Origin of the sequence: Acinetobacter sp. ACIN00229, assembly GCF_016106645.1 — a bacterium.
Lineage (GTDB): Bacteria > Pseudomonadota > Gammaproteobacteria > Pseudomonadales > Moraxellaceae > Acinetobacter > Acinetobacter oleivorans.
The window spans coordinates 106,074-125,714 of sequence record NZ_JADWOM010000003.1; the positions used below are offsets into that span (position 1 = coordinate 106,074).

Genomic DNA, 19,641 nt, shown 5'->3' on the forward strand with positions numbered 1-19,641 from the left:
TGAACATAAAAAAGGGGATAATGTTGGTCAGAACATTACCCCGAAACTGGAGTTAAGAAAATATTTTTATAATAAAGTTTTGCTTAGTAGCTTAGGGTGACACCAGCTGATGCAAGACGGCCACCATTTACGTAATAGTATCCTTGGTCTTGATAAGCTGTTTTGTAATCAACATCTCCAATATTTTGAATATTAGTAAACAATTTAATATGCGGATTCATATTCCAGTAAGCATTAATATCTACAGTTGCGTAACCTGGATTCCTGTAATTACTATCCCAGTCTTTCGACTTTGATTTTGCAACGAGCGAAGCACTAATGCCATAAACTTCATTTTGCAGACCTGTTGTTAAGGTTAATCCTTGACGAGGGCGACGATTTAAATCCTGATGAGTCTCTTCGTTTTCAGGTTTGACATAGCTATAAGTTGCTTTTGCAAAAAGATCATCTTTCTGCCAACCAACATAAAATTCACCACCTTGGTAAGTTGCTTTATTAATATTAGTTAATTTACCAAAGTTCACTGAGCCGATAAGATCTTCAACTTCAGTATAGTAAGCAGATAAACCTGTTTTAAAACCTGCTGGTAGAGTTTGATCTATACCAATTTCATAAGATGTACTTTCTTCTGGTTTTAAATCTGGATTGCCGTTCCATGAGTTGAAAAGTTCATTAAGCGTTGGTGATTTAAAAGCAGTACCAATATTGGTATAGATACTTGTTTTATCTAAAAGTTGGTAACGTGCAGCAATTTGACCAACAGTATGTGAGCCATATTTTTCATTATCTTCTACACGAACACCGACTTGAGTGTTTAATCTATCACCATTGAATTGATGTTGAAGATAATACCCTGTCGAGTCTACGTTCTCATTGTATGGTGCTCCATAAGACAGAATATCTCCATCCAACGTACGGTGGGTGGCACCAATTAAGAGTGTTTGCTGCGGTAAAAACTTCCATTTACTATATAGCTCTACTTCCTGAGTTTTACTATGAACAAAATCAGTAGAGTCTTTTTGATTAACTTCATCTTTGAATTGTGATAAGCGAGTATTTAATTCTAAGTTATCTGTTACATTTAAACGGCTACGTAAATTGATAATCTCATTTTCGAAGTCTTGTTTAAGCAAGGCACCATTAAATGTATAAGCATCATAAAGGCTTGAACCTTCATTATGGCTATAGTCAACAGAAATACCGTAATCTTTCTGCTCAACACCAAACTTTGTACTAAAACCTTTCTGATCAAATGATGCCGTATCCGATGAGTTGGTTTTTTGATTAGTTACTTTGGTTGCGTCAGACTCTAGGCGTTGTCCACGAATTTGGGCATAAAAACCATCTTCATATAAATCAGCGCCAATAACTGATTTATAAGTTTTATTCTCACCAATTTCACCCGTGATAAAAGCTCTATTCTTTTCAGGTGTTTTTGAAACGAGCTGAATTACTCCGCCAATTGCATCAGTACCATAGAGAACAGAGGCAGGCCCTTTCAATACTTCAATTTGTTTAATATCTGTTGTGTCAATAAATGCAAGACTTGCTGTTCCTGAGGATGCATTATTTAGTCGAATTCCATCTCGTAGCACGAGAGTATGATCAGATTCTGTACCTCGTAAATAAATCTCTGCAAGTTGTCCCATACCGCCACTTTGCACCATATTGATGGAAGCATCGGTTTGTAATAATTGTGGTAAAGAAGCGATAGGGGATTGTTCGAGAACTTTTGGTTCAATAATGTTGATACGCGCCGGAACTTCACTGGCTTTTTCAGCACTTTTTGAGGCAGTGATTACAATTGGATCAAGCTGAGTTGTGTTCGTGGTATCTTCAGCAAAAATAACAGGTGAAAACCCCATCGCAATAGCGATAGCCCCTACCAGACGAGTAGGTTGAAAAGACTTAGACATAACATGCTCCATACATTCACCCCACGTGAATGATCGGGTAGATAGATGAAACAAGTAGGTCTCCGGACTTCAGCGCCATATTTATGTTATGGACATATTCACCTTCCCACATTAATGCAGTGGTGTAAGTCGATATCGACTTAAAAAATATGCTTTACATTGTTACCGTTGCGGGGGCAGTGCCGGACTTTCACCAGCTTCCCTAAAGCATTAATTGCTTACACTTGCTTCCAATTTTACGCAGTATAAAGTGGCGATTTATTTCATACAATGTCATTTGGAGCAATTCCCAGAGAACTTTTACGCAAGGGGCAAAAATTGCATTACAATGGCGCTTATTTTAAGAAATGGTTGTAGTTTAGGCAGATCATGAGCCCATCAAACCAAAAACGTACACGCGCAAAAATCTGTGGAATTACTCGCATTCAAGATGTTCAGGCAGTTGTTGCTGCAGGAGCAGATGCGATAGGTTTTGTTTTTTTTCCGCCAAGTCCAAGACATGTGACAGTTGCAGAGGTTCAAGAATTTACAAAAGTAATTCCACCTTATGTACAAATGGTTGGTTTGTTTGTGAATGCAAGTGCCACTGAAATTCAGGATGTACTTGATTGTGTTCCCCTAGATGTATTACAACTACATGGCGATGAAACTCCAGAACAATGTCAGGAAATAGCTCGCCATTGTAAACGTCGCTGGTATAAAGCGATTCAGGTTAAACCTGATTTAGATGTAATTGCTGAAATTCAAAAATATCAGGCGGCTGGTGCCAGTGCTGTATTGCTCGATGCGTGGCATCCTGAGCTTAAAGGGGGTACAGGACATCAGTTTGACTGGTCCAAATTCCCAAAACTTGATATTCCTTTAATCTTGGCAGGTGGTTTAACCCCTGACAATGTCATAGACGCTATTCATACTACCGGTGCTTTTGCAGTAGATGTGAGCGGAGGCGTAGAATCCGCAAAAGGTATAAAAGACCAACAACTCATTGAACGATTTATGCAAGGAGTCCAACGTGGATCAGCAAAACAATGTGATTGACTATACACAGTACCCAGATGCTGCAGGGCATTTTGGTATCCATGGCGGACGTTTTGTGTCAGAAACTTTAATGGCGGCATTAGAAGATTTAGAAAATCTCTATTCCCGCATGAAAAATGATGAACAGTTTCTGGCAGAATTCGACCGCGATCTCGCCTACTATGTAGGTCGTCCTAGTCCACTTTATTATGCTGAGCGATGGTCAAAAGAGTTAGGTGGTGCGCAAATTTATCTTAAACGTGAAGACTTGAACCATACAGGCTCACATAAGGTAAATAACACGATTGGTCAGGCGTTATTGGCAAAGCTTTCTGGTAAAAAACGTATTATTGCCGAGACTGGTGCTGGGCAACATGGTGTGGCAACAGCAACAATTGCAGCACGTTTAGGTCTTGAATGTGTTGTTTATATGGGTGCTGAAGACGTTAAGCGTCAAGCCATGAACGTTTATCGTATGCGTTTATTGGGCGCGACTGTTGTACCTGTACAAAGTGGTTCTAAAACGCTGAAAGATGCCATGAACGAAGCGATGCGTGACTGGGTAACCAACGTTGATACGACGTACTATGTAATTGGTACAGTTGCAGGCCCACATCCATATCCTCAACTCGTTCGTGACTTCCAGTCGATTATTGGGCGTGAAGCACGCAAACAGATCTTGGAGCAAGCAGGTCGCTTACCAGATGCATTAGTTGCATGTGTGGGTGGTGGTTCAAATGCAATGGGCTTGTTCTATCCATTCTTAAACGATGCCAATGTGAAAATGTATGGTGTTGAAGCGGCTGGTTTTGGTATTGAAACTGGTAAACACTCTGCGCCATTAAATGCAGGCCATGTTGGCGTATTACATGGTAACCGTACTTACTTGATGAGTGATGAACAAGGCCAGATTATTGAGACACATAGTATCTCAGCGGGTCTTGACTATCCAGGTGTCGGTCCTGAACATAGCTTCTTGAAAGATATGAAGCGTGTAGAGTACGTGCCGATTAATGATACAGAAGCTTTGCAAGGTTTCCGTGATTTAACCAAAATCGAAGGGATTATTCCTGCACTTGAAAGCTCGCACGCAATGGCATACGTTTCGAAGCTTGCACCAACGATGTCTAAAGATCAGATTATTATTGCAACTGTTTCAGGTCGTGGTGATAAAGATTTAATGACAGTTGCACGCATTGATGGCGTAGAAATGGTCGAGATGTAAGAGGATACAATGCCAAGTTTGTTTATGGTGATGTTAGGCGGGCGTCATGCACGTGCTAATACAGAAGTTCATGATGTAGTCATGGCTGTAGGAGATACTTTGGAAGAAGTTTATCCTCAACTTAAACAGGCTTGGTTTGGTGAGGCTCAAGGATTACATATTGATGCTTGGGCCAAGCTCTCTGGTGTTAACTCTCAAGGGCAAAAGTATCAAATTCATTTTACAGATGCAGCACCCAAACCAGATGATTTAAAATTATATTTAATTAATCTGGGTGGATATAATGCTCGTGAATTCGGTGAACTTCACCGTTATGAGTTTGTAGTTGCACCAAATGCTGTTGTTGCAAAACAATTAGGTAAACAGTTTATAGATCAACAGTGGCAAAAAGCACACACAGATCGAGTCATTGATATTGATGACTGCCTAGCGATAGATTGTGTAGCAGGTCGCTATATTCATTTAATAAAAGGCGATTTTGCTGCAACAATTTGGGAAAATACGTATTTGACCGTGGTATAGGTCATTTGAAATCTAATATTCATATGGAAGTGGGTAAATGGATTTAATTCAAGAAAATGGACAGCCTCGCTACGGGCGTTTTGAATCTGTACCGTCAACCATTCACGTACAACATTATATTTATAAAACCCCTTATGGTAAGGTCTTAAAGGGCTGGCGTAAGCAATTAAAATATAAAAAATTTAAATTCTGCGGCATTCAACATAAACACTATAGTATTGGTCTGGCAATTGCTGATATCGGTTGGGTCGGGCACGGTTTTTTCTATATTTATGATCATGAAACTCAGCAAGTCATTGAGTGGAATGCAATTCAGCCTTTGGGGCATAAAACCTATCTTGATGAACAGCCATTGTTTAATCAAAGCTATTTTTCTAAATCGCCTTATCAGTTTGATATTCAGCATGCCAATGGTGTGCGGTACATTCGAGTGACTAAATATGGTGAGATTCAACTCAGCGCTCGTATTTTTTGTGCTGGGACCGATATCTTAAGTTTATGTACACCGACAGGAATTAATGGGTGGACCTATACTCAAAAGCAGACCACGCTGGGTGTAGAAGGCATGTTCATTAATAAACAAAACCAAGTTGTACAATTTGATGAAAAGACATTTGCATCTCTAGATGATACATGTGGTTTTTTGCGACCTGAAACAGCTTGGTTCTGGCTTTCATGTAATTTCTGGGATGAGCAAGGGCGGCGTATCGGTTTAAATTTGGCTTCAGGTGTGAATGAAAGCTTTGGTAATGAAAACTGCTTATGGATTAACGGAGTTTTATTTCCACTGACTGATGTTTTATTTGAAAAAGTAAATGATGAGCTTTGGCAAATTAGCTCTTTAGATCAAAAGCTTAATCTACAGGTCCATATTGGTTGGTGCCGATACGAAAATATTAATTTAAGAATGATTGGAAGCCAGTTCAATCAGTGGCAAGCTAAAATTAGCGGCACTATTGAGCATGAGGCAACCGATATAATCAATTGCAATGAGCAATACGGTTTACTAGAACAACATTATGCAAAATGGTAACAAGCAGGTTATAAACCTGCTTGCCAAAATGCTTCACCAGCTGCAATAGGATCATTGGTCTTTTCAAGTGTTTCAATCCAGACGGGATATTGACGAATGACTGGATGCTGATTTGGATGGAAATCTTTTTTAAACCAATCTAAATATTGGCTTTTCATGGCAGTTAATGTGCCATTTTTACCAAAGAACCAAGGTAAGCCTTTAAGACTCATCAAGAGTCGTTCTCTAGAACTGAAGCCGTCACATTTCAACATGATGTTGGTGCGATAGAGCGTAAAACCAAACATGAGTACTGTTGTAAGAACCAATACAAAACGACGAGTCGACTCAGGAACTTCACCTACTTGTTTCATGACATCAAAAGCAACATCACGATGCTCCATCTCTTCAATGGCATGCCAAGCAAACAGCGCTCGGACATAGGGGTGAGCATTTTCCAAAGTTTTTCTATTGCTATAAAACGTTTCTGCCATTAATGCAGTTAAATGTTCAGCTGCTGCTGTCATTGCAATATTGTATTGCGGTGAGCGTTTGGTGAGTTCAAAACGAAAAATTCTTTTTAGTGTAGCTGTGAATTGGTCAACAGGCATACCTTGTTCTTTCATGAGCTGATTCATTTTGTCATGAGCAATACCGTGTTGAGCTTCTTGTTTAATAAAGTCCACAACTCGTTTTTGTAGTTCTGGATCTTCAATTTTGTCACGGAACATACGAACGCATTCAATGAAATAACGCTCCCCATCAGGAAAGGTTAAGCTGAGTGCATCAAACATACGAGTCAAAAAAGGATCATTATTAAACCAAAAGCGAGGCGCTTCGTTTAAGTGAAAATCTAGATCTTTACGAACCACTGGCTCGACTTGATAATAAACATGTGCGTTCATATTTTATTTCTCGCATCTAACTTGTTTACTAGTATGTCGCGGCTGGTCGGCTTTGTTTTGACAGTTATTGCCAATTTTTATACAGTTTGCGACAAGATGGCAGTAAAAAAGGATGCGCCATGCAGGATTTTACGATTTCAAATGGGTATTTTTACCTTTGGAATACTTACCTAAAAGAAAGGGAAATCGACTGGCAGGCATTAAATCTGACGGATGTTCAGGCCCGACAAGTTCAAAATATTTTAGCTTCGTCTATTGATGCTCAATCATCTTTAAATTTTTTTCTTGAGCTTTTAGAGCTAACCGAATCTCAGCTACAAGTTTCCAATTTAGCTTTGGAAATGGCCACTTGCATTACACCTGCCAATTTTGGAGTGTTGGGCTATATGGCATCCCGAAGTGGCAGTTTTGCAGAGGTTCTTGAATATATTATGAAGTTTCATCGTCTTGTGATTGACGGTGAGCAAGTGGTACCTATGCAAATTGAGCAAGATGCTTCTAAAATTCGTTTGTATTGGCCATTGGTTGATGACAGCAATATCATACTTTGTGAATTGACCTTGGCAGCAATGGTACAGCTTGCTAAACAGATCGCTCCACTACATGATTTTCTCTTGCAACAAGTTGAGTTCGTGCACCGTGCACGTGGTCCGTTAGTGCACTATCAGCGTTTCTTTCAATGCAAATTATCATTTGAAAAACCTTACTATGCATTAACTTTTGCAAGTGAGGGACTAAGTATTCGTCCTCAGCATGCAGACCCAACCTTAATGCAACTTTTAGTGAAACAGGCAGAAGAGGCGTTAGCTCAGCGTAAAATACATACAGATTTAGCTCAGCAAATACATTGGATCGTCCATGAATATTTTAAGCAAAGGCAGCAGGCCCCTAAAATAGAAGATATTGCCATCGAGTTGAATATTTCAGTACGAAGCTTGCAGCGCCAACTACAGTCATTAAACACTTCATTTAAATTAATTTTAGATGCAGAGCGTATGAGACGCTGTGAGATATTACTTAACCAAAATGCCAGTCTCACTTTAATTGCTGAACAATTGGGATATTCGGACCAGTCAGCACTTGCACGTGCCCATAAAAATTTGACAGGACAAACCCTATTAGCAAGAAAAAGACAATTACAGCTAACAAATAAAAATGCAATAAAATAGCCTTTCTGTGGCGATTTTCTATTCAGATGACGATCTAATAATGGCTCGAAAATAGGAAGCTTTGATCATTGAGAAAAGTTTCAAAATATTGATAAATGTACGCCATGGGTTGTATGAATCATACAATCGAATATCGCCATAACGTTAGACCTGTTCAATGGACAAAAAATAGCGTTAAAATGCGATGTTCTTGTATTTCTACAAACAACTCCTCAATTTTAAATAATTCAAGGAAAGCACAACCCTATGTCACGTCTTGCCACCCGTTTTGAAAAGCTTAAGTCCCAACAACGTAAAGCGCTTGTATCTTATGTCATGGCGGGTGATCCACAACCGCAAGTAACAGTTCCGTTACTGCATAAAATGGTTGCGGCAGGAGTAGATGTCATTGAGCTTGGTTTACCATTTTCAGATCCAATGGCCGATGGTCCAGTAATTGCGCTTGCAGCTGAACGTGCGCTTGCAGCAGGGACTAACACATTAGATGCTCTTAATATGGTAAAGGAGTTCCGTGAACAGGATCAGGATACACCTGTTGTTTTAATGGGTTATCTAAATCCGGTTGAAGTGATTGGTTACGAGAAGTTTGTTTCTCATGCGAAAGAGTGTGGTGTAGATGGCTTATTACTGGTGGATTTACCGCCAGAAGAGTCAAAAGAGTTTGGTGCTGTGTTGAAGCAACATGACATGGATCAAATCTTCTTGCTCGCACCAACTTCTACAGACCAACGCATTCAACATGTGGCAAATCAGGCAAGTGGATTTATCTACTATGTTTCACTTAAGGGTGTAACGGGAGCCGCAACACTAGATACGGCAGAAGCTGCTGCACGTATTCAAAAAATCAAAAATGCCACTGATATTCCAGTAGGTGTTGGTTTTGGTATTAGTGATGCTGCTTCAGCAAAAGCAATGGGTAGCGTTGCTGATGCTGTGATTGTGGGTAGTGCTTTCGTTAAAAATTTTGCAACGTTGGCAGCGGATGACGCTGTTGAACAGACGGTGAATAAAGTCAAGGAGCTTCGAGCAGCGCTCGATGAGTTAGTATGAATCAAGAAGTGAAATCAGGGAAAGTTCTTAGCCCTTCGACACCATGGACAAAACGTCCGGTTCCAGGTATTGAAGTCGCAAATGAGCAACAAATTCTCAAAGCAACATTTACTGAGCCAACGATTGAATGCCCTGAATGTCATGCTCTAGTGACACGTACAGCAATCTCTTTCAATGCGTATGTTTGTCCGCAGTGTGATGAACACTTACGTATGAAAGCTCGTGATCGTTTGAACTGGTTCTTCGATAATGTAGTAGCAGAATTAGGGCAAGAATTTAGCGCGAAAGATCCGTTAAAGTTTGTCGACACTAAGCCATATCCAGATCGTATGCGTGAAGCGCAAACCAAAACTGGTGAAACGGAAGCCTTAATTGCCATGCAAGGTAATTTAAATGGCGTAGATATGATTGCATGTGCTTTTGAGTTCGACTTTATGGGCGGCTCTATGGGTACAGTTGTAGGCGACCGTTTTGTTCAGGCTGCTGAACTTGCTATTGAAAAACGTCAACCATTGATCTGTTTCGCAGCTTCTGGTGGTGCACGTATGCAAGAAGGTATGCTGTCTCTTATGCAAATGGCACGTACTTCAGCGGCGATCCAAAAGTTAAAAGATGCAGGTTTACCTTATATCGTGGTGTTAACACATCCTGTATATGGCGGTGTAACAGCTTCTTTAGCAATGTTGGGTGATATTCATATTGCTGAACCTAAAGCGATGATTGGCTTTGCTGGTAAACGTGTAATTGAGCAAACTGTACGTGAAACTCTAGAAGAACCGTTCCAACGTGCTGAATATTTGCTTGATCATGGGGTAATCGATCAGATTGTTCATCGTCATGCTTTACGTGATACTGTATCTCGACTTGTATCGAAATTGATGAACTTACCTTGAACCAACAAGCTCCACTTTCAATAGACTCTTTAGATACATGGCTCAATTATTGGAGCCATGTTCACGTTACAGGGATAGATCTTGGTCTGGAACGTGTAATTCCTGTTGCAGAAAAGCTGGGTGTGACTCAGCCTACTGCTAAAGTTTTTACAGTAGCCGGAACGAATGGTAAAGGCTCAACTACAACCACACTGGCCGCGATATTAAACGCACAGGGTTATAAAGTTGGGTTATATCAGTCACCGCATATCTATCGCTTTAATGAGCGAGTCAAATTAGGTGGAGTTGAAGTCGATGATCAAAGTCTGATTGATGCTTTTGTTCAAGTCGATCAGGCTCGTCGCGATTGTGATTTAAGCTTATCTTTTTTTGAAGCAACCACTTTGGCTGCTTTTGTCATTTTTAAACAACTGCAATGTGATGTATGGGTGCTCGAAGTTGGTTTGGGTGGGCGCTTAGATGTCGTCAATGTAATTGATCCCGACGTTGCAGTTATTACTAATATTGGCCTAGATCATACTGACTGGTTGGGCGATACTATCGAAAAAATTGCTTTTGAAAAAGCAGGCATTATTCGTCCAAACATTCCGGTTGTCTTTGCTGGTGAACAAATTCTACCTCAAGCAATCCAAGATAAAGCAGAAAGTACGCAAGCAGACTTATATACCGTTAATCGTGATTATTTTTATAAACTCGCCGATGATGGACAAAACTGGTACTTTGCCTCAGAAGGAACTACTTTAAAGCTTCCTTTAGGTCATTTAGCCATTGAAAATATTGCGGGAGCGGTTGCCGCTATTTTAAATAGCGGACTTGAAATTTCTCAGTCAGCATTAGAAAAAGGTATTCAATCTGCACGTTTAGCAGGACGTTTTGAGCAGCGTCAAGTGGAGGGGAAAACGGTAATTTTTGATGCCGGACACAATCCACATGGTGTTGAATTTTTGTTAAAGCAATTGCGAAATTTCTTAGAATACAATAAACAGTACACAGAAGTTGTCGCAGTATTTTCAATGCTGGCAGATAAAGATATAAAATCAGTAGTCGATTTATTGAAACCTACTGTTTTACATTGGAAAATTGCTGAGTTGAATGTGCCGCGTGCTGCACCGATTCAGCAACTCAATGATGCCTTGCAAGGCCAGACAGTACAACAATATGGCAATATCAAAGAGGCTTTTAAATCAGCGCTTGAGCAAACAAATAACAATCAGCTGATTTTGGCCTGTGGTTCGTTTCATACTTTAGAAGCGATTTGGGAGTATTTGGAAGAATGTCAATGAATAACAAACAACGCTGGATGGGTGGTGTTGTTTTACTGGGAGGTGGTGTTTTATTGGCAGCATTACTTCTAAAAGGGAATGAGGAAATAAAACAGGTTGAAGTTCAGCCACCCGCATCCACATCGCCAAAAACTCAAACTAAGCCAAAGCAAGCAACCGAAGGACAAATGGTACAACTACAACCTCTAGCGGTTGATGTTGAAACAGAAAAACGTTTGTTAGAAGAACAGCGCCGTTCGCGTGAAAAAGCAGTTGCTGAGCAAGAAGCACGTGCAGCTGAGTTTTTAGCAATGCAACAGCAAGCTGAAGCTGATGCTGCTCGTAAAGCCGCAGCAGAGTACGCTGCGATTAATGCACGTCGTACAGCTGCTCAAGAAAGTTCAGATAATATTCCACCAGAGTTAGTGGGTGAGGCGAAAGCTAAAAACCAGCAAACTAATGTGGCAAATAAAACAACTGATACTTCAAAAATAGATGCAGACAAAAAAGCAGCTGAAGCAAAACGCCAAGCGGAAGCTGATAAGAAAGCAGCTGAAGCAAAACGTCAGGCAGAAGCTGATAAGAAAGCAACTGAAGCAAAGCGCCAAGCAGAAGCCGATAAAAAAGCAGCTGAAGCAAAACGTCAAGCGGAAGCTGATAAAAAAGCAGCTGAAGCAAAACGTCAGGCAGAAGCTGATAAAAAAGCAGCTGAAGCAAAACACAAAGCAGAAGCTGATAAGAAAACATCAGAGGCTAAACGTAAAGCAGAAGCTGATAAAAAAGCTGAGGCTGAAAAAGCGCGTGAATTGCTGGAAAATGGTGATAAAAAGTGGATGGTGCAAGTTGCATTGGCTGCTAACCAAGCAAATGCAGATGCAGTTGTTTCTAAATTACGAGCTAAAGGCTACAAGGTAACTACGAGCCAAACAAGCAAGGGAATCCGTATTATGGTAGGTCCTGCGAAAGACCGTGATACAGCAGATGCGGCCCGTAAGAAAATTACTTCTGATTCAAGTTTAAATATGAAATCGGCTTGGGTCATTGATTGGGTGCCATTAGATCAGCGTTAATCTGATCTAAGGTTTACTTAAGATGTAGTTAAGATGGATTCGACAGTTGCTGTTGAATCCATTTTACATTTTCAGGGGTGAATAAACGGTCAATATTTTTCCAGATAATATGGTAGCCATAACCACCTTCCTTCATTTCTTTAACCGCATCATCAATTGCCCAATTTTCAAAAATAATGCGATACATCGCAACGCTGGCGCCTGTACGGTCTGAACCATGGTAGCAGTGCAATAAAACACGTTGATTACTCTGTTTAGCAATTTTGATTTGCTGCATAACCTCTAATAGATCTTGGCGGTTAATTGCCCATGTGTTGATAGGAATATGCACAAGATTAAAATTTTCATTTTTAAAAACTAAAGTATCTGCGTCTTTGGCTCTTAAATTAATAATTGTTCCAATTTGATGATTCTTTAATTCTGAAATCATTGCAGCACTAGGTTGTTCACTGCGAAAAACATCATTACTAATTTGATAAAAGTTATGGCTCTGAGAGACTAAAGTGCCCCAGTCTTTTGGTCGTTGCTCATGAGCAATACTTTCATGCTGCATACATCCTTGTAAATTTATACAGATGAGAAGTGTAATGAGCGATAATTTTTTCATGTTTGATACCGATTAAGCTCATAAGGATCATGAGCACAAATTATTTCAATCGTTGGCTCATGTTGAGCTAAATGCTGTAAGCGTTTGAGATTAACAAGGCGTTGCTCATTATCTTCTGCAAATGTTTTTTCCAGCACACCGAGTGATCTTAATTTATTTTTAGGGTTTAACTCTAGGTGTGAGTAGTAAGCATCCCCACAAAATAATAGCCATTGATTTTGTTGCTTTATGGCAATACCACAATGACCAGCTGAATGCCCTAATAGAGGCACCATTAAAATTTCATCTTGGAACAGAGGAAAGCCTTTTACTTTTTCGAGGTTGAACCATGCTTCACCTTGCTGGTATTCAACAAAGTTCCAGTAGCGATGATCTTTATATTGATTGGTTCTATAACGAAGTTTGCCCTTAAAATTTGGAAGTTGGGCTGCGTTATATTCTGCAGCTAAAACATGCACAGTGGCATGTGGGAAATCTGAAATTCCACCTGCATGATCAAAATCAAGATGAGTGACAAAGATGTGCTGTACATCCTTTGGATTAAATCCGAGCTTTTGAATTTGCTGAATAGCACTAAACTCAAGGTTAGGCTCAATTTTACCTAAACGTTTAACTAATGAGCCTAGGCGTTGTTTCATATGTAAATAATCTTGCAAGCCAAAGCCTGTATCAATAAGCACTAAGCCTCGATCAGTTTCAACCAGAAGGCAATGGCAGACGACTTCAGCGCGAAAGCCTTTTTGTCCAAAGAGTGGGGCACAAACTGGGCACATGCTGCCACACTTTAAATGATGAATTTTATAGATCATGATTTTTATTTTTTATACCGAATCGCTTCGAGTTATAACTGATCTGAGCAGTAAAAACCATGTGTATTCAATACATAAATAAAAAAGCCATCACGTTGGATGGCTTTTTAAGGGTGAAAAATTTACTTATTTTGCTTAAGATTTACTACGCGGTTGGCTTATTTGAAATCTTTTGATGCCTGCCTACGCACTTTGCTTGTCTTGCAAGGAACCTTTCAGATGCTTGCGCTACGCGCTTCGCTTGTCTTGTAGGGAGTCTTTCAGATGCCTGCCTAAGCGCACTTCGCTTGTCTTGCGCTTCGATTAAAGCCTTTTTTAAAGGCTTTTAAAATCAGCACATAACTGTCAGCTTTATTAGGAAACTTTAGAATGTTTGCCTACGCACTTCGCTTGTCTTGCAAGCAATAAAAACCTTTAGTCGGTTTTATTGCTTTCAGGCTGTGGTGTTAAGCGTAAATAAGGCTTAACCGCTGTATAGCCTTTAGGGAAGCGTTGTTTAATTTCTTCTTCATCTTTAAGTGATGGCACAATAACCACATCTTCGCCTTGTTGCCAGTTCGCTGGTGTAGCGACTTTATGCTTATCTGTTAATTGTAATGAGTCAACCACACGTAAGACTTCATTAAAATTGCGACCTGTTGAAGCAGGGTAGGTAATAATTAAGCGAACTTTTTTGTTCGGATCAATAATAACTAAAGAACGCACTGTGAGTGTTTCACTGGCGTTAGGATGGATGAAACCATAAAGCTCAGATACTTTACGATCTTTATCCGCAATGATTGGAAAATTTACCGTTGTGTTTTGTGTTTCATTAATATCGTTGATCCAGCCCTTATGAGACTCTACATCGTCTACTGACAAAGCAATCGCTTTAACATTACGCTTCGTAAATTCATCTTTTAATTTTGCTGTGTAACCTAATTCTGTTGTACATACTGGCGTATAGTCGGCTGGATGTGAAAATAAGATTCCCCAACTATCCCCTAAAAAATCATAAAAATTAATTATGCCTTCACTCGATTCTTGTTGAAAATCAGGGGCAGTGTCTCCTAATCGTAATGTCATGATCGTTCCTCAATTGCTCATAATTTGTTATTCGATTGAATGAATATGCAGCATTTACTTTATGATTAAAATTATTGTTTTTATATTTTATTATGAAATTTTTATATAAGTGTAAATATATATGACTAAAACTCATTATTTTAAGTGCTTAATCAATGTAACTTTAAGGTAAATTTGCTAAATTAGATTTCTCGGAAGTTATGCTTAATAGATGAGCGTTAATGGTGCTTTTTAGGTGCCAGATACATTAAGGGGGACTAGATGAATGAAATACCATTCATCTAACTATCAGATTTTTTTTAGGGGTTTTGTGCAAACCCCTTGTACTTCAAATTTCTGGCACCATAATAAACGACTGAGAAAAAGTTTATTCATTTGACCAAGCAAGATTTAGAGAGTTTATCCATGTTGGCAAGTCTGATCGGAGGTATCTTCGGTACAAAAAATGAGCGCGAACTCAAACGAATGCGCAAAATTGTTGAGCAAATCAATGCGCTCGAGCCGACGATATCAGCTTTAAGCGATGCAGACTTATCTGCAAAAACTCCAGAATTCAAACAACGTTATAATAATGGCGAAAGTTTAGATAAATTACTTCCAGAAGCATTTGCAGTTTGTCGTGAAGCAGCCAAGCGTGTAATGGGCATGCGTCACTATGACGTTCAGCTTATTGGTGGTATTACCTTACATGAAGGTAAAATTGCCGAAATGCGTACCGGTGAAGGTAAAACCCTTATGGGTACTTTGGCGTGTTATTTAAACGCATTAAGTGGCGAAGGTGTTCATGTCATTACTGTGAACGATTATTTGGCACAGCGTGATGCTGAGTTGAACCGTCCATTATTTGAGTTTTTGGGCTTATCTATTGGTACAATCTTTTCAATGCAAGGTCCGTCTGAAAAAGCGGAAGCTTATCTTGCTGATATTACCTATGGTACCAATAACGAATTCGGTTTTGACTACTTACGTGACAACATGGTGTTTTCTTTAGCAGAAAAGAAACAACGTGGTTTGCACTATGCGATTATCGATGAAGTTGACTCAATCTTGATTGATGAAGCACGTACACCATTAATTATTTCTGGTCAAAGTGAAGACTCTTCGCATCTGTATTCTGCAATCAATACGATTCCTCCTAAATTACATCCGCAAAAAGAAGAAAAAGTTGCAGATGGTGGGCATTTCTGGATTGATGAAAAGCAGCGTTCAGTTGAAATGACCGAAATTGGTTATGAAACTGTTGAACAAGAACTTATCCAAATGGGATTGTTGGCTGAAGGTGAAAGCCTATATTCAGCAACGAATCTGAGCCTTGTTCATCATGTGTCTGCTGCCATTCGTGCACATTTCTTATTCCAACGTGATGTTCACTATATTATTCACGATGGCGAAGTCGTGATTGTTGATGAACACACTGGCCGTACAATGCCAGGTCGTCGTTGGTCAGAAGGTTTGCATCAAGCAGTTGAAGCGAAAGAAGGTTTGGAAATTCAGCCTGAAAACCAAACACTAGCGACCACAACATTCCAGAACTATTTCCGCCTATATAAAAAACTTTCAGGTATGACAGGTACTGCTGATACTGAAGCTGCGGAAATGAAAGAAATTTATGGCCTTGATGTTGTGATTATTCCAACTCACCGCCCAATGGTACGTAATGACCAAAACGATTTAATTTATTTAAACCGTAACGGTAAATACGATGCGATTATTCAGGAAATTACGAATATTCGTGAGCAAGGTGTTGCACCAATTCTGATTGGTACAGCGACCATTGAAGCTAGTGAAATTTTATCTTCTAAGTTAATGCAAGCTGGCATTCACCATGAAGTGTTGAATGCAAAGCAGCATGAGCGTGAAGCAGACATTATTGCTCAAGCGGGTAGCCCAAATGCAGTAACGATTGCAACCAACATGGCCGGTCGTGGTACGGATATTATCTTGGGTGGTAACTGGAAAGCAAAACTTGCCAAACTTGAAAACCCTACTGCTGAAGATGAAGCACGTCTGAAAGCACAATGGGAACAAGACCACGAAGATGTATTGAAATCAGGTGGTTTGCACATCATTGGTTCTGAGCGCCATGAATCACGCCGTATTGATAACCAGTTACGTGGTCGTGCGGGCCGTCAGGGTGACCCTGGTGTTTCTCGTTTCTATTTGTCTCTTGAAGACGACCTTATGCGTATTTTCGCAGGTGATCGCGTAGTCGGAATGATGCGTGCGATGGGTCTCCAAGAAAATGAAGCGATTGAACACAAAATGGTGAGTCGTTCAATCGAGAACGCTCAGCGTAAAGTTGAAGCGCGTAACTTTGATATTCGTAAAAACTTATTGAAATACGATGATGTGAATAATGAACAACGTAAGATCATTTATTCACAACGTGATGAAGTGTTAGCTGAAAATACTTTAAAAGAATACGTTGAAGAAATGCATCACGAAGTGATGAAAGGCGTGATTGCTAACTTTATTCCACCAGAGTCAATTCATGACCAGTGGGATGTTGAAGGCTTAGAAAACGCTCTACGTATTGATTTGGGCATTGAGTTACCAATTCAAGAATGGTTAGATCAAGATCGCCGTCTAGATGAAGAAGGCTTAGTTGAGCGTATTAGCGATGAAGTAATTGAACGTTATCGCCAGCGCCGCGCTCAAATGGGTGATGAATCAGCAGCAATGCTTGAACGTCACTTCGTTTTAAACTCTCTTGATCGTCATTGGAAAGATCACTTGGCTGCAATGGATTATTTGCGTCAAGGTATTCACTTACGTGGCTATGCGCAAAAAAATCCTGAACAGGAATACAAGAAAGAAGCTTTCAACCTGTTTGTAAATATGCTGGGTATTATTAAAACTGATGTTGTGACTGATTTGTCTCGTGTACATATCCCAACACCAGAAGAACTTGCAGAAATGGAAGCTCAACAGCAGCAGCAAGCTGAATCAATGAAGCTTTCTTTTGAACATGATGATGTAGATGGTTTAACTGGTGAAGTTACACTTTCTCAAGAAAGCTTGAACGAGTCTAATGATCAGCAAGCTTTCCCTGTTCCAGAAAGCCGTAATGCACCATGCCCATGTGGGTCTGGACTAAAATATAAGCAATGTCACGGTAAGATCTAATCTGCCTTAACGAAAAAAGCAGAACAAATGTTCTGCTTTTTTTATGTTTGTAGTAAGCCTGTGAATAATGTTTGCAGTTTTAAGCATTAAATGCTATTTACTTCTCATCCAGAGTGTATGTTGGAAAGACAATGAAAAAAGTATTACAACCTTTATTTTTAACTGTTCTTGCTGTGCCTAGTTTTGTTTTCGCAGCAGAAGCAGCTTCAGCCCCTCAAACGACAACGGTTGATAAAGTACTTGCAGCAAAAGGCCCAACTTCGGCTCAAGCTGTAGTGAAGCAAGAAAATACTACAGTGATTAGCCCGCGTACAGGCATTCGCTATACGTTGGGTAACACAGGTAATCGCCCAATTATTTTACAAACGACTGCGATTGCTCCGGCAAACTCAGCAAACATTAATCGTATTGTGGCAAGTAACCCTGCTTTATCTGTGAAGAGCCAAGAAAAAGCAAAAGTTGCACTCATTGGTGAAGCTGCCGTTGCTGGTCCAGCAGCCGTTGCAGCAAGTAATGTAACAGCTCCTGCTGTATCAAATAGCATTGCACCTTCGAATCCAGCATCAATGAATTAATTCATATACGTATAAAAAAGCCAGTTCAAATTGAACTGGCTTTTTTATGGGGGTGTCTTTAAAACTTTAAATCTGATTATTCACATCATCATTTTTCGTTTCACGAATAAGTAAGAAAGCGATGAGTGATAAAAGCGATGCCGCAGTAAGATAATAACCAACTGCATATAAACCATAAGTTTCGGCAAGCTTAGTTGCAATAAGTGGCGCAAATGATGCACCAAAAATGCCTGCTAAGTTAAACGTTAATGCTGAACCTGTGTAACGAACTGAAGTTGGGAAAAGTTCAGAAAGAACTGTACCAATCGGACCGTAGGTCAAGCCCATAATCGCCAAGCCAGTACATAAGAAAAGGAAGACGATTAAGGTATTTCCAGACTCTAACATGCTAGAGAAAAACAAGCCGAAAATCGCAGCAGCAATACAGACGCCAATAGAGGTTGTTTTACGACCAAATTTTTCTGCAAAAATAGCTGATAAAGGAATGAATGCAGCAAAGCAAAGGGTTGCAAAGAGTTGAAGTTCTAAGAACTCACCACGTGCATAGCCAAGCTTTGTGGTTCCCCAGTTTAAGGCAAATACGGTTGTAAGATAGAACACTACAAATGTACAGATTGCTGCAATCGTACCAAGAATAAGCTTACCCGTATGTTTAGTGATAACTTCTTTAAATGGAATATTAACTTCTTTTTGCTTATCTAAAACTTTTTGGAATGCTGGAGTTTCATGTAGTTTTAAACGGATATATAAACCCACAATTACTAATACAGCACTTGCAATAAATGGAATACGCCAGCCCCATTGCATGAATGCCTGCTCAGGAATGGTGGCACTCAATAATAAAAATGAACCGGTTGCCAAAATAAAACCAATTGGAGCACCAAGCTGTGGGAACATGCCATACCATGCTCTTTTACCTTCTGGGGCATTTTCAGTCGCGAGTAATACTGCACCGCTCCATTCACCACCTAAACCCAAGCCTTGTCCTAAACGGCATACAGCCAATAGTAAGGGTGCGAAGATTCCGATGTGTGCATAGGTAGGAAGTAAACCAATACATACGGTTGAGATACCCATGGTGAGTAAAGCTGCAACCAATGTGGCTTTCCGACCAATACGGTCTCCTAAATGTCCAAATATTGCTGCACCGATGGGGCGGGCAATAAAGGCAATTGCGAAGGTCGCTAAAGATTGTAAGACTGCGGCACTGCCACTACTAGCAGGGAAAAACAAGTGAGGAAAAATAATAACGGCAGCAGTTGCATAGATATAAAAGTCGAAGAACTCAATGGTTGTACCGACTAAGCTTGCAAATAAAACCCGTGTTTTTGAATTAGTGGCTACTGCCGGAGCAGCAGTCGCAGAGGTTGAATCCATATAAAACCTTATATCAGTTAAAATTTATTTTTAATTTACTA

The 19,641-nt window shown here is 39.9% G+C and carries 17 protein-coding genes and 1 riboswitch; of the genes, 11 read left to right on the plus strand and 6 right to left on the minus strand.

The window, feature by feature from the left end; genetic code table 11:
• Nucleotides 1–83: 83 nt before the first annotated feature.
• The gene (locus tag I7H67_RS03380; RefSeq protein ID WP_023274383.1) at nucleotides 84–1,916 is read right to left on the minus strand and encodes a TonB-dependent receptor plug domain-containing protein; all 1,833 of its coding nucleotides are present in this window, start codon (nucleotides 1,914–1,916) and stop codon (nucleotides 84–86) included.
• Between the two features lie 35 nt (nucleotides 1,917–1,951).
• Nucleotides 1,952–2,159, minus strand: a riboswitch (cobalamin riboswitch).
• Between the two features lie 126 nt (nucleotides 2,160–2,285).
• On the opposite strand from I7H67_RS03380, the gene I7H67_RS03385 reads away from it, so the two are divergent.
• Genes I7H67_RS03385 through I7H67_RS03400 form a run of 4 tightly spaced genes read left to right on the plus strand, consistent with a single transcriptional unit; the run spans nucleotide 2,286 to nucleotide 5,713 of the window.
• Nucleotides 2,286–2,954, plus strand: a complete 669-nt coding sequence (locus I7H67_RS03385; RefSeq protein ID WP_013196862.1) for a phosphoribosylanthranilate isomerase — start codon at nucleotides 2,286–2,288, stop codon at nucleotides 2,952–2,954.
• Nucleotides 2,929–4,158 (plus strand): tryptophan synthase subunit beta, encoded by a 1,230-nt coding sequence (gene trpB, locus I7H67_RS03390; protein ID WP_002116129.1) that lies wholly within the window; start codon nucleotides 2,929–2,931, stop codon nucleotides 4,156–4,158. The genes I7H67_RS03385 and trpB overlap by 26 nt, the downstream gene beginning before the upstream one ends.
• Nucleotides 4,159–4,167: 9 nt before the next feature.
• On the plus strand, nucleotides 4,168–4,680 hold the full coding sequence (locus tag I7H67_RS03395; RefSeq protein WP_192455242.1) for a DUF1543 domain-containing protein: 513 nt from the start codon (nucleotides 4,168–4,170) through the stop codon (nucleotides 4,678–4,680).
• A 37-nt stretch (nucleotides 4,681–4,717) separates the two neighbouring features.
• The gene (locus tag I7H67_RS03400; protein WP_198307077.1) at nucleotides 4,718–5,713 is read left to right on the plus strand and encodes a DUF2804 domain-containing protein; all 996 of its coding nucleotides are present in this window, start codon (nucleotides 4,718–4,720) and stop codon (nucleotides 5,711–5,713) included.
• A gap of 8 nt (nucleotides 5,714–5,721) precedes the next feature.
• Here the strand turns inward: I7H67_RS03400 and I7H67_RS03405 are convergent, their stop codons facing one another.
• Nucleotides 5,722–6,597, minus strand: a complete 876-nt coding sequence (locus tag I7H67_RS03405) for a metal-dependent hydrolase (protein WP_198307078.1) — start codon at nucleotides 6,595–6,597, stop codon at nucleotides 5,722–5,724.
• A gap of 119 nt (nucleotides 6,598–6,716) precedes the next feature.
• Here I7H67_RS03405 and I7H67_RS03410 point away from each other — a divergent pair, with 119 nt between their 5' ends.
• The 5 genes from I7H67_RS03410 (at nucleotide 6,717) to I7H67_RS03430 (ending at nucleotide 12,041) form a co-directional block, all read left to right on the plus strand.
• The gene (locus I7H67_RS03410; protein ID WP_198307079.1) at nucleotides 6,717–7,766 is read left to right on the plus strand and encodes an AraC family transcriptional regulator; all 1,050 of its coding nucleotides are present in this window, start codon (nucleotides 6,717–6,719) and stop codon (nucleotides 7,764–7,766) included.
• Between the two features lie 246 nt (nucleotides 7,767–8,012).
• Nucleotides 8,013–8,816, plus strand: a complete 804-nt coding sequence (gene trpA / locus I7H67_RS03415) for a tryptophan synthase subunit alpha (protein ID WP_049838105.1) — start codon at nucleotides 8,013–8,015, stop codon at nucleotides 8,814–8,816.
• On the plus strand, nucleotides 8,813–9,709 hold the full coding sequence (gene accD, locus I7H67_RS03420) for an acetyl-CoA carboxylase, carboxyltransferase subunit beta (protein ID WP_005309656.1): 897 nt from the start codon (nucleotides 8,813–8,815) through the stop codon (nucleotides 9,707–9,709). The genes trpA and accD overlap by 4 nt, the downstream gene beginning before the upstream one ends.
• Nucleotides 9,706–10,992: a bifunctional tetrahydrofolate synthase/dihydrofolate synthase gene (folC, locus tag I7H67_RS03425; protein ID WP_198307080.1), complete on the plus strand. Its 1,287-nt coding sequence runs from the start codon at nucleotides 9,706–9,708 to the stop codon at nucleotides 10,990–10,992. The genes accD and folC overlap by 4 nt, the downstream gene beginning before the upstream one ends.
• Nucleotides 10,983–12,041, plus strand: a complete 1,059-nt coding sequence (locus tag I7H67_RS03430) for an SPOR domain-containing protein (RefSeq protein WP_023274384.1) — start codon at nucleotides 10,983–10,985, stop codon at nucleotides 12,039–12,041. Before folC ends, I7H67_RS03430 begins: the two co-directional genes overlap by 10 nt.
• Before the next feature lie 28 nt (nucleotides 12,042–12,069).
• Here the strand turns inward: I7H67_RS03430 and I7H67_RS03435 are convergent, their stop codons facing one another.
• The 3 genes from I7H67_RS03435 to I7H67_RS03445 form a co-directional block, all read right to left on the minus strand.
• Nucleotides 12,070–12,648 carry a dual specificity protein phosphatase family protein gene (locus I7H67_RS03435; protein ID WP_013196869.1) on the minus strand — a complete coding sequence of 193 codons (579 nt, stop codon included), beginning with the start codon at nucleotides 12,646–12,648 and terminating at the stop codon, nucleotides 12,070–12,072.
• Entirely contained in the window at nucleotides 12,645–13,457 is an 813-nt protein-coding gene (locus I7H67_RS03440; protein WP_174739558.1) for an MBL fold metallo-hydrolase, read from the minus strand. The genes I7H67_RS03435 and I7H67_RS03440 overlap by 4 nt, the downstream gene beginning before the upstream one ends.
• A gap of 414 nt (nucleotides 13,458–13,871) precedes the next feature.
• Nucleotides 13,872–14,522: a peroxiredoxin gene (locus tag I7H67_RS03445; RefSeq protein WP_013196871.1), complete on the minus strand. Its 651-nt coding sequence runs from the start codon at nucleotides 14,520–14,522 to the stop codon at nucleotides 13,872–13,874.
• A 405-nt stretch (nucleotides 14,523–14,927) separates the two neighbouring features.
• Between I7H67_RS03445 and secA the strand changes: the two genes are divergently transcribed.
• Nucleotides 14,928–17,648 carry a preprotein translocase subunit SecA gene (gene secA / locus I7H67_RS03450; RefSeq protein ID WP_192455249.1) on the plus strand — a complete coding sequence of 907 codons (2,721 nt, stop codon included), beginning with the start codon at nucleotides 14,928–14,930 and terminating at the stop codon, nucleotides 17,646–17,648.
• A gap of 131 nt (nucleotides 17,649–17,779) precedes the next feature.
• The gene (locus I7H67_RS03455; RefSeq protein WP_151821345.1) at nucleotides 17,780–18,223 is read left to right on the plus strand and encodes a hypothetical protein; all 444 of its coding nucleotides are present in this window, start codon (nucleotides 17,780–17,782) and stop codon (nucleotides 18,221–18,223) included.
• 66 nt (nucleotides 18,224–18,289) lie between these two features.
• Here I7H67_RS03455 and I7H67_RS03460 read toward each other — a convergent pair whose 3' ends face one another.
• Nucleotides 18,290–19,600, minus strand: coding sequence for an MFS transporter (locus I7H67_RS03460; protein WP_013196873.1), 1,311 nt, complete (start codon nucleotides 19,598–19,600; stop codon nucleotides 18,290–18,292).
• Nucleotides 19,601–19,641 lie beyond the last annotated feature (41 nt).

Excerpts from the sequence above, each read along its gene's own strand:
- I7H67_RS03395 (WP_192455242.1), top strand. The coding sequence starts at position 4,168 with ATGCCAAGTTTGTTTATGGTGATGTTAGGCGGGCGTCATGCACGTGCT.
- I7H67_RS03410 (WP_198307079.1), top strand. The coding sequence starts at position 6,717 with ATGCAGGATTTTACGATTTCAAATGGGTATTTTTACCTTTGGAATACT.
- trpA (WP_049838105.1), top strand. The coding sequence starts at position 8,013 with ATGTCACGTCTTGCCACCCGTTTTGAAAAGCTTAAGTCCCAACAACGT.
- I7H67_RS03430 (WP_023274384.1), top strand. The coding sequence starts at position 10,983 with ATGTCAATGAATAACAAACAACGCTGGATGGGTGGTGTTGTTTTACTG.
- I7H67_RS03435 (WP_013196869.1), bottom strand. The coding sequence starts at position 12,648 with ATGAAAAAATTATCGCTCATTACACTTCTCATCTGTATAAATTTACAA.
- I7H67_RS03400 (WP_198307077.1), top strand. The coding sequence starts at position 4,718 with ATGGATTTAATTCAAGAAAATGGACAGCCTCGCTACGGGCGTTTTGAA.
- I7H67_RS03445 (WP_013196871.1), bottom strand. The coding sequence starts at position 14,522 with ATGACATTACGATTAGGAGACACTGCCCCTGATTTTCAACAAGAATCG.
- secA (WP_192455249.1), top strand. The coding sequence starts at position 14,928 with ATGTTGGCAAGTCTGATCGGAGGTATCTTCGGTACAAAAAATGAGCGC.
- I7H67_RS03380 (WP_023274383.1), bottom strand. The coding sequence starts at position 1,916 with ATGTCTAAGTCTTTTCAACCTACTCGTCTGGTAGGGGCTATCGCTATT.
- I7H67_RS03460 (WP_013196873.1), bottom strand. The coding sequence starts at position 19,600 with ATGGATTCAACCTCTGCGACTGCTGCTCCGGCAGTAGCCACTAATTCA.
- I7H67_RS03405 (WP_198307078.1), bottom strand. The coding sequence starts at position 6,597 with ATGAACGCACATGTTTATTATCAAGTCGAGCCAGTGGTTCGTAAAGAT.
- I7H67_RS03385 (WP_013196862.1), top strand. The coding sequence starts at position 2,286 with ATGAGCCCATCAAACCAAAAACGTACACGCGCAAAAATCTGTGGAATT.
- accD (WP_005309656.1), top strand. The coding sequence starts at position 8,813 with ATGAATCAAGAAGTGAAATCAGGGAAAGTTCTTAGCCCTTCGACACCA.
- I7H67_RS03455 (WP_151821345.1), top strand. The coding sequence starts at position 17,780 with ATGAAAAAAGTATTACAACCTTTATTTTTAACTGTTCTTGCTGTGCCT.
- I7H67_RS03440 (WP_174739558.1), bottom strand. The coding sequence starts at position 13,457 with ATGATCTATAAAATTCATCATTTAAAGTGTGGCAGCATGTGCCCAGTT.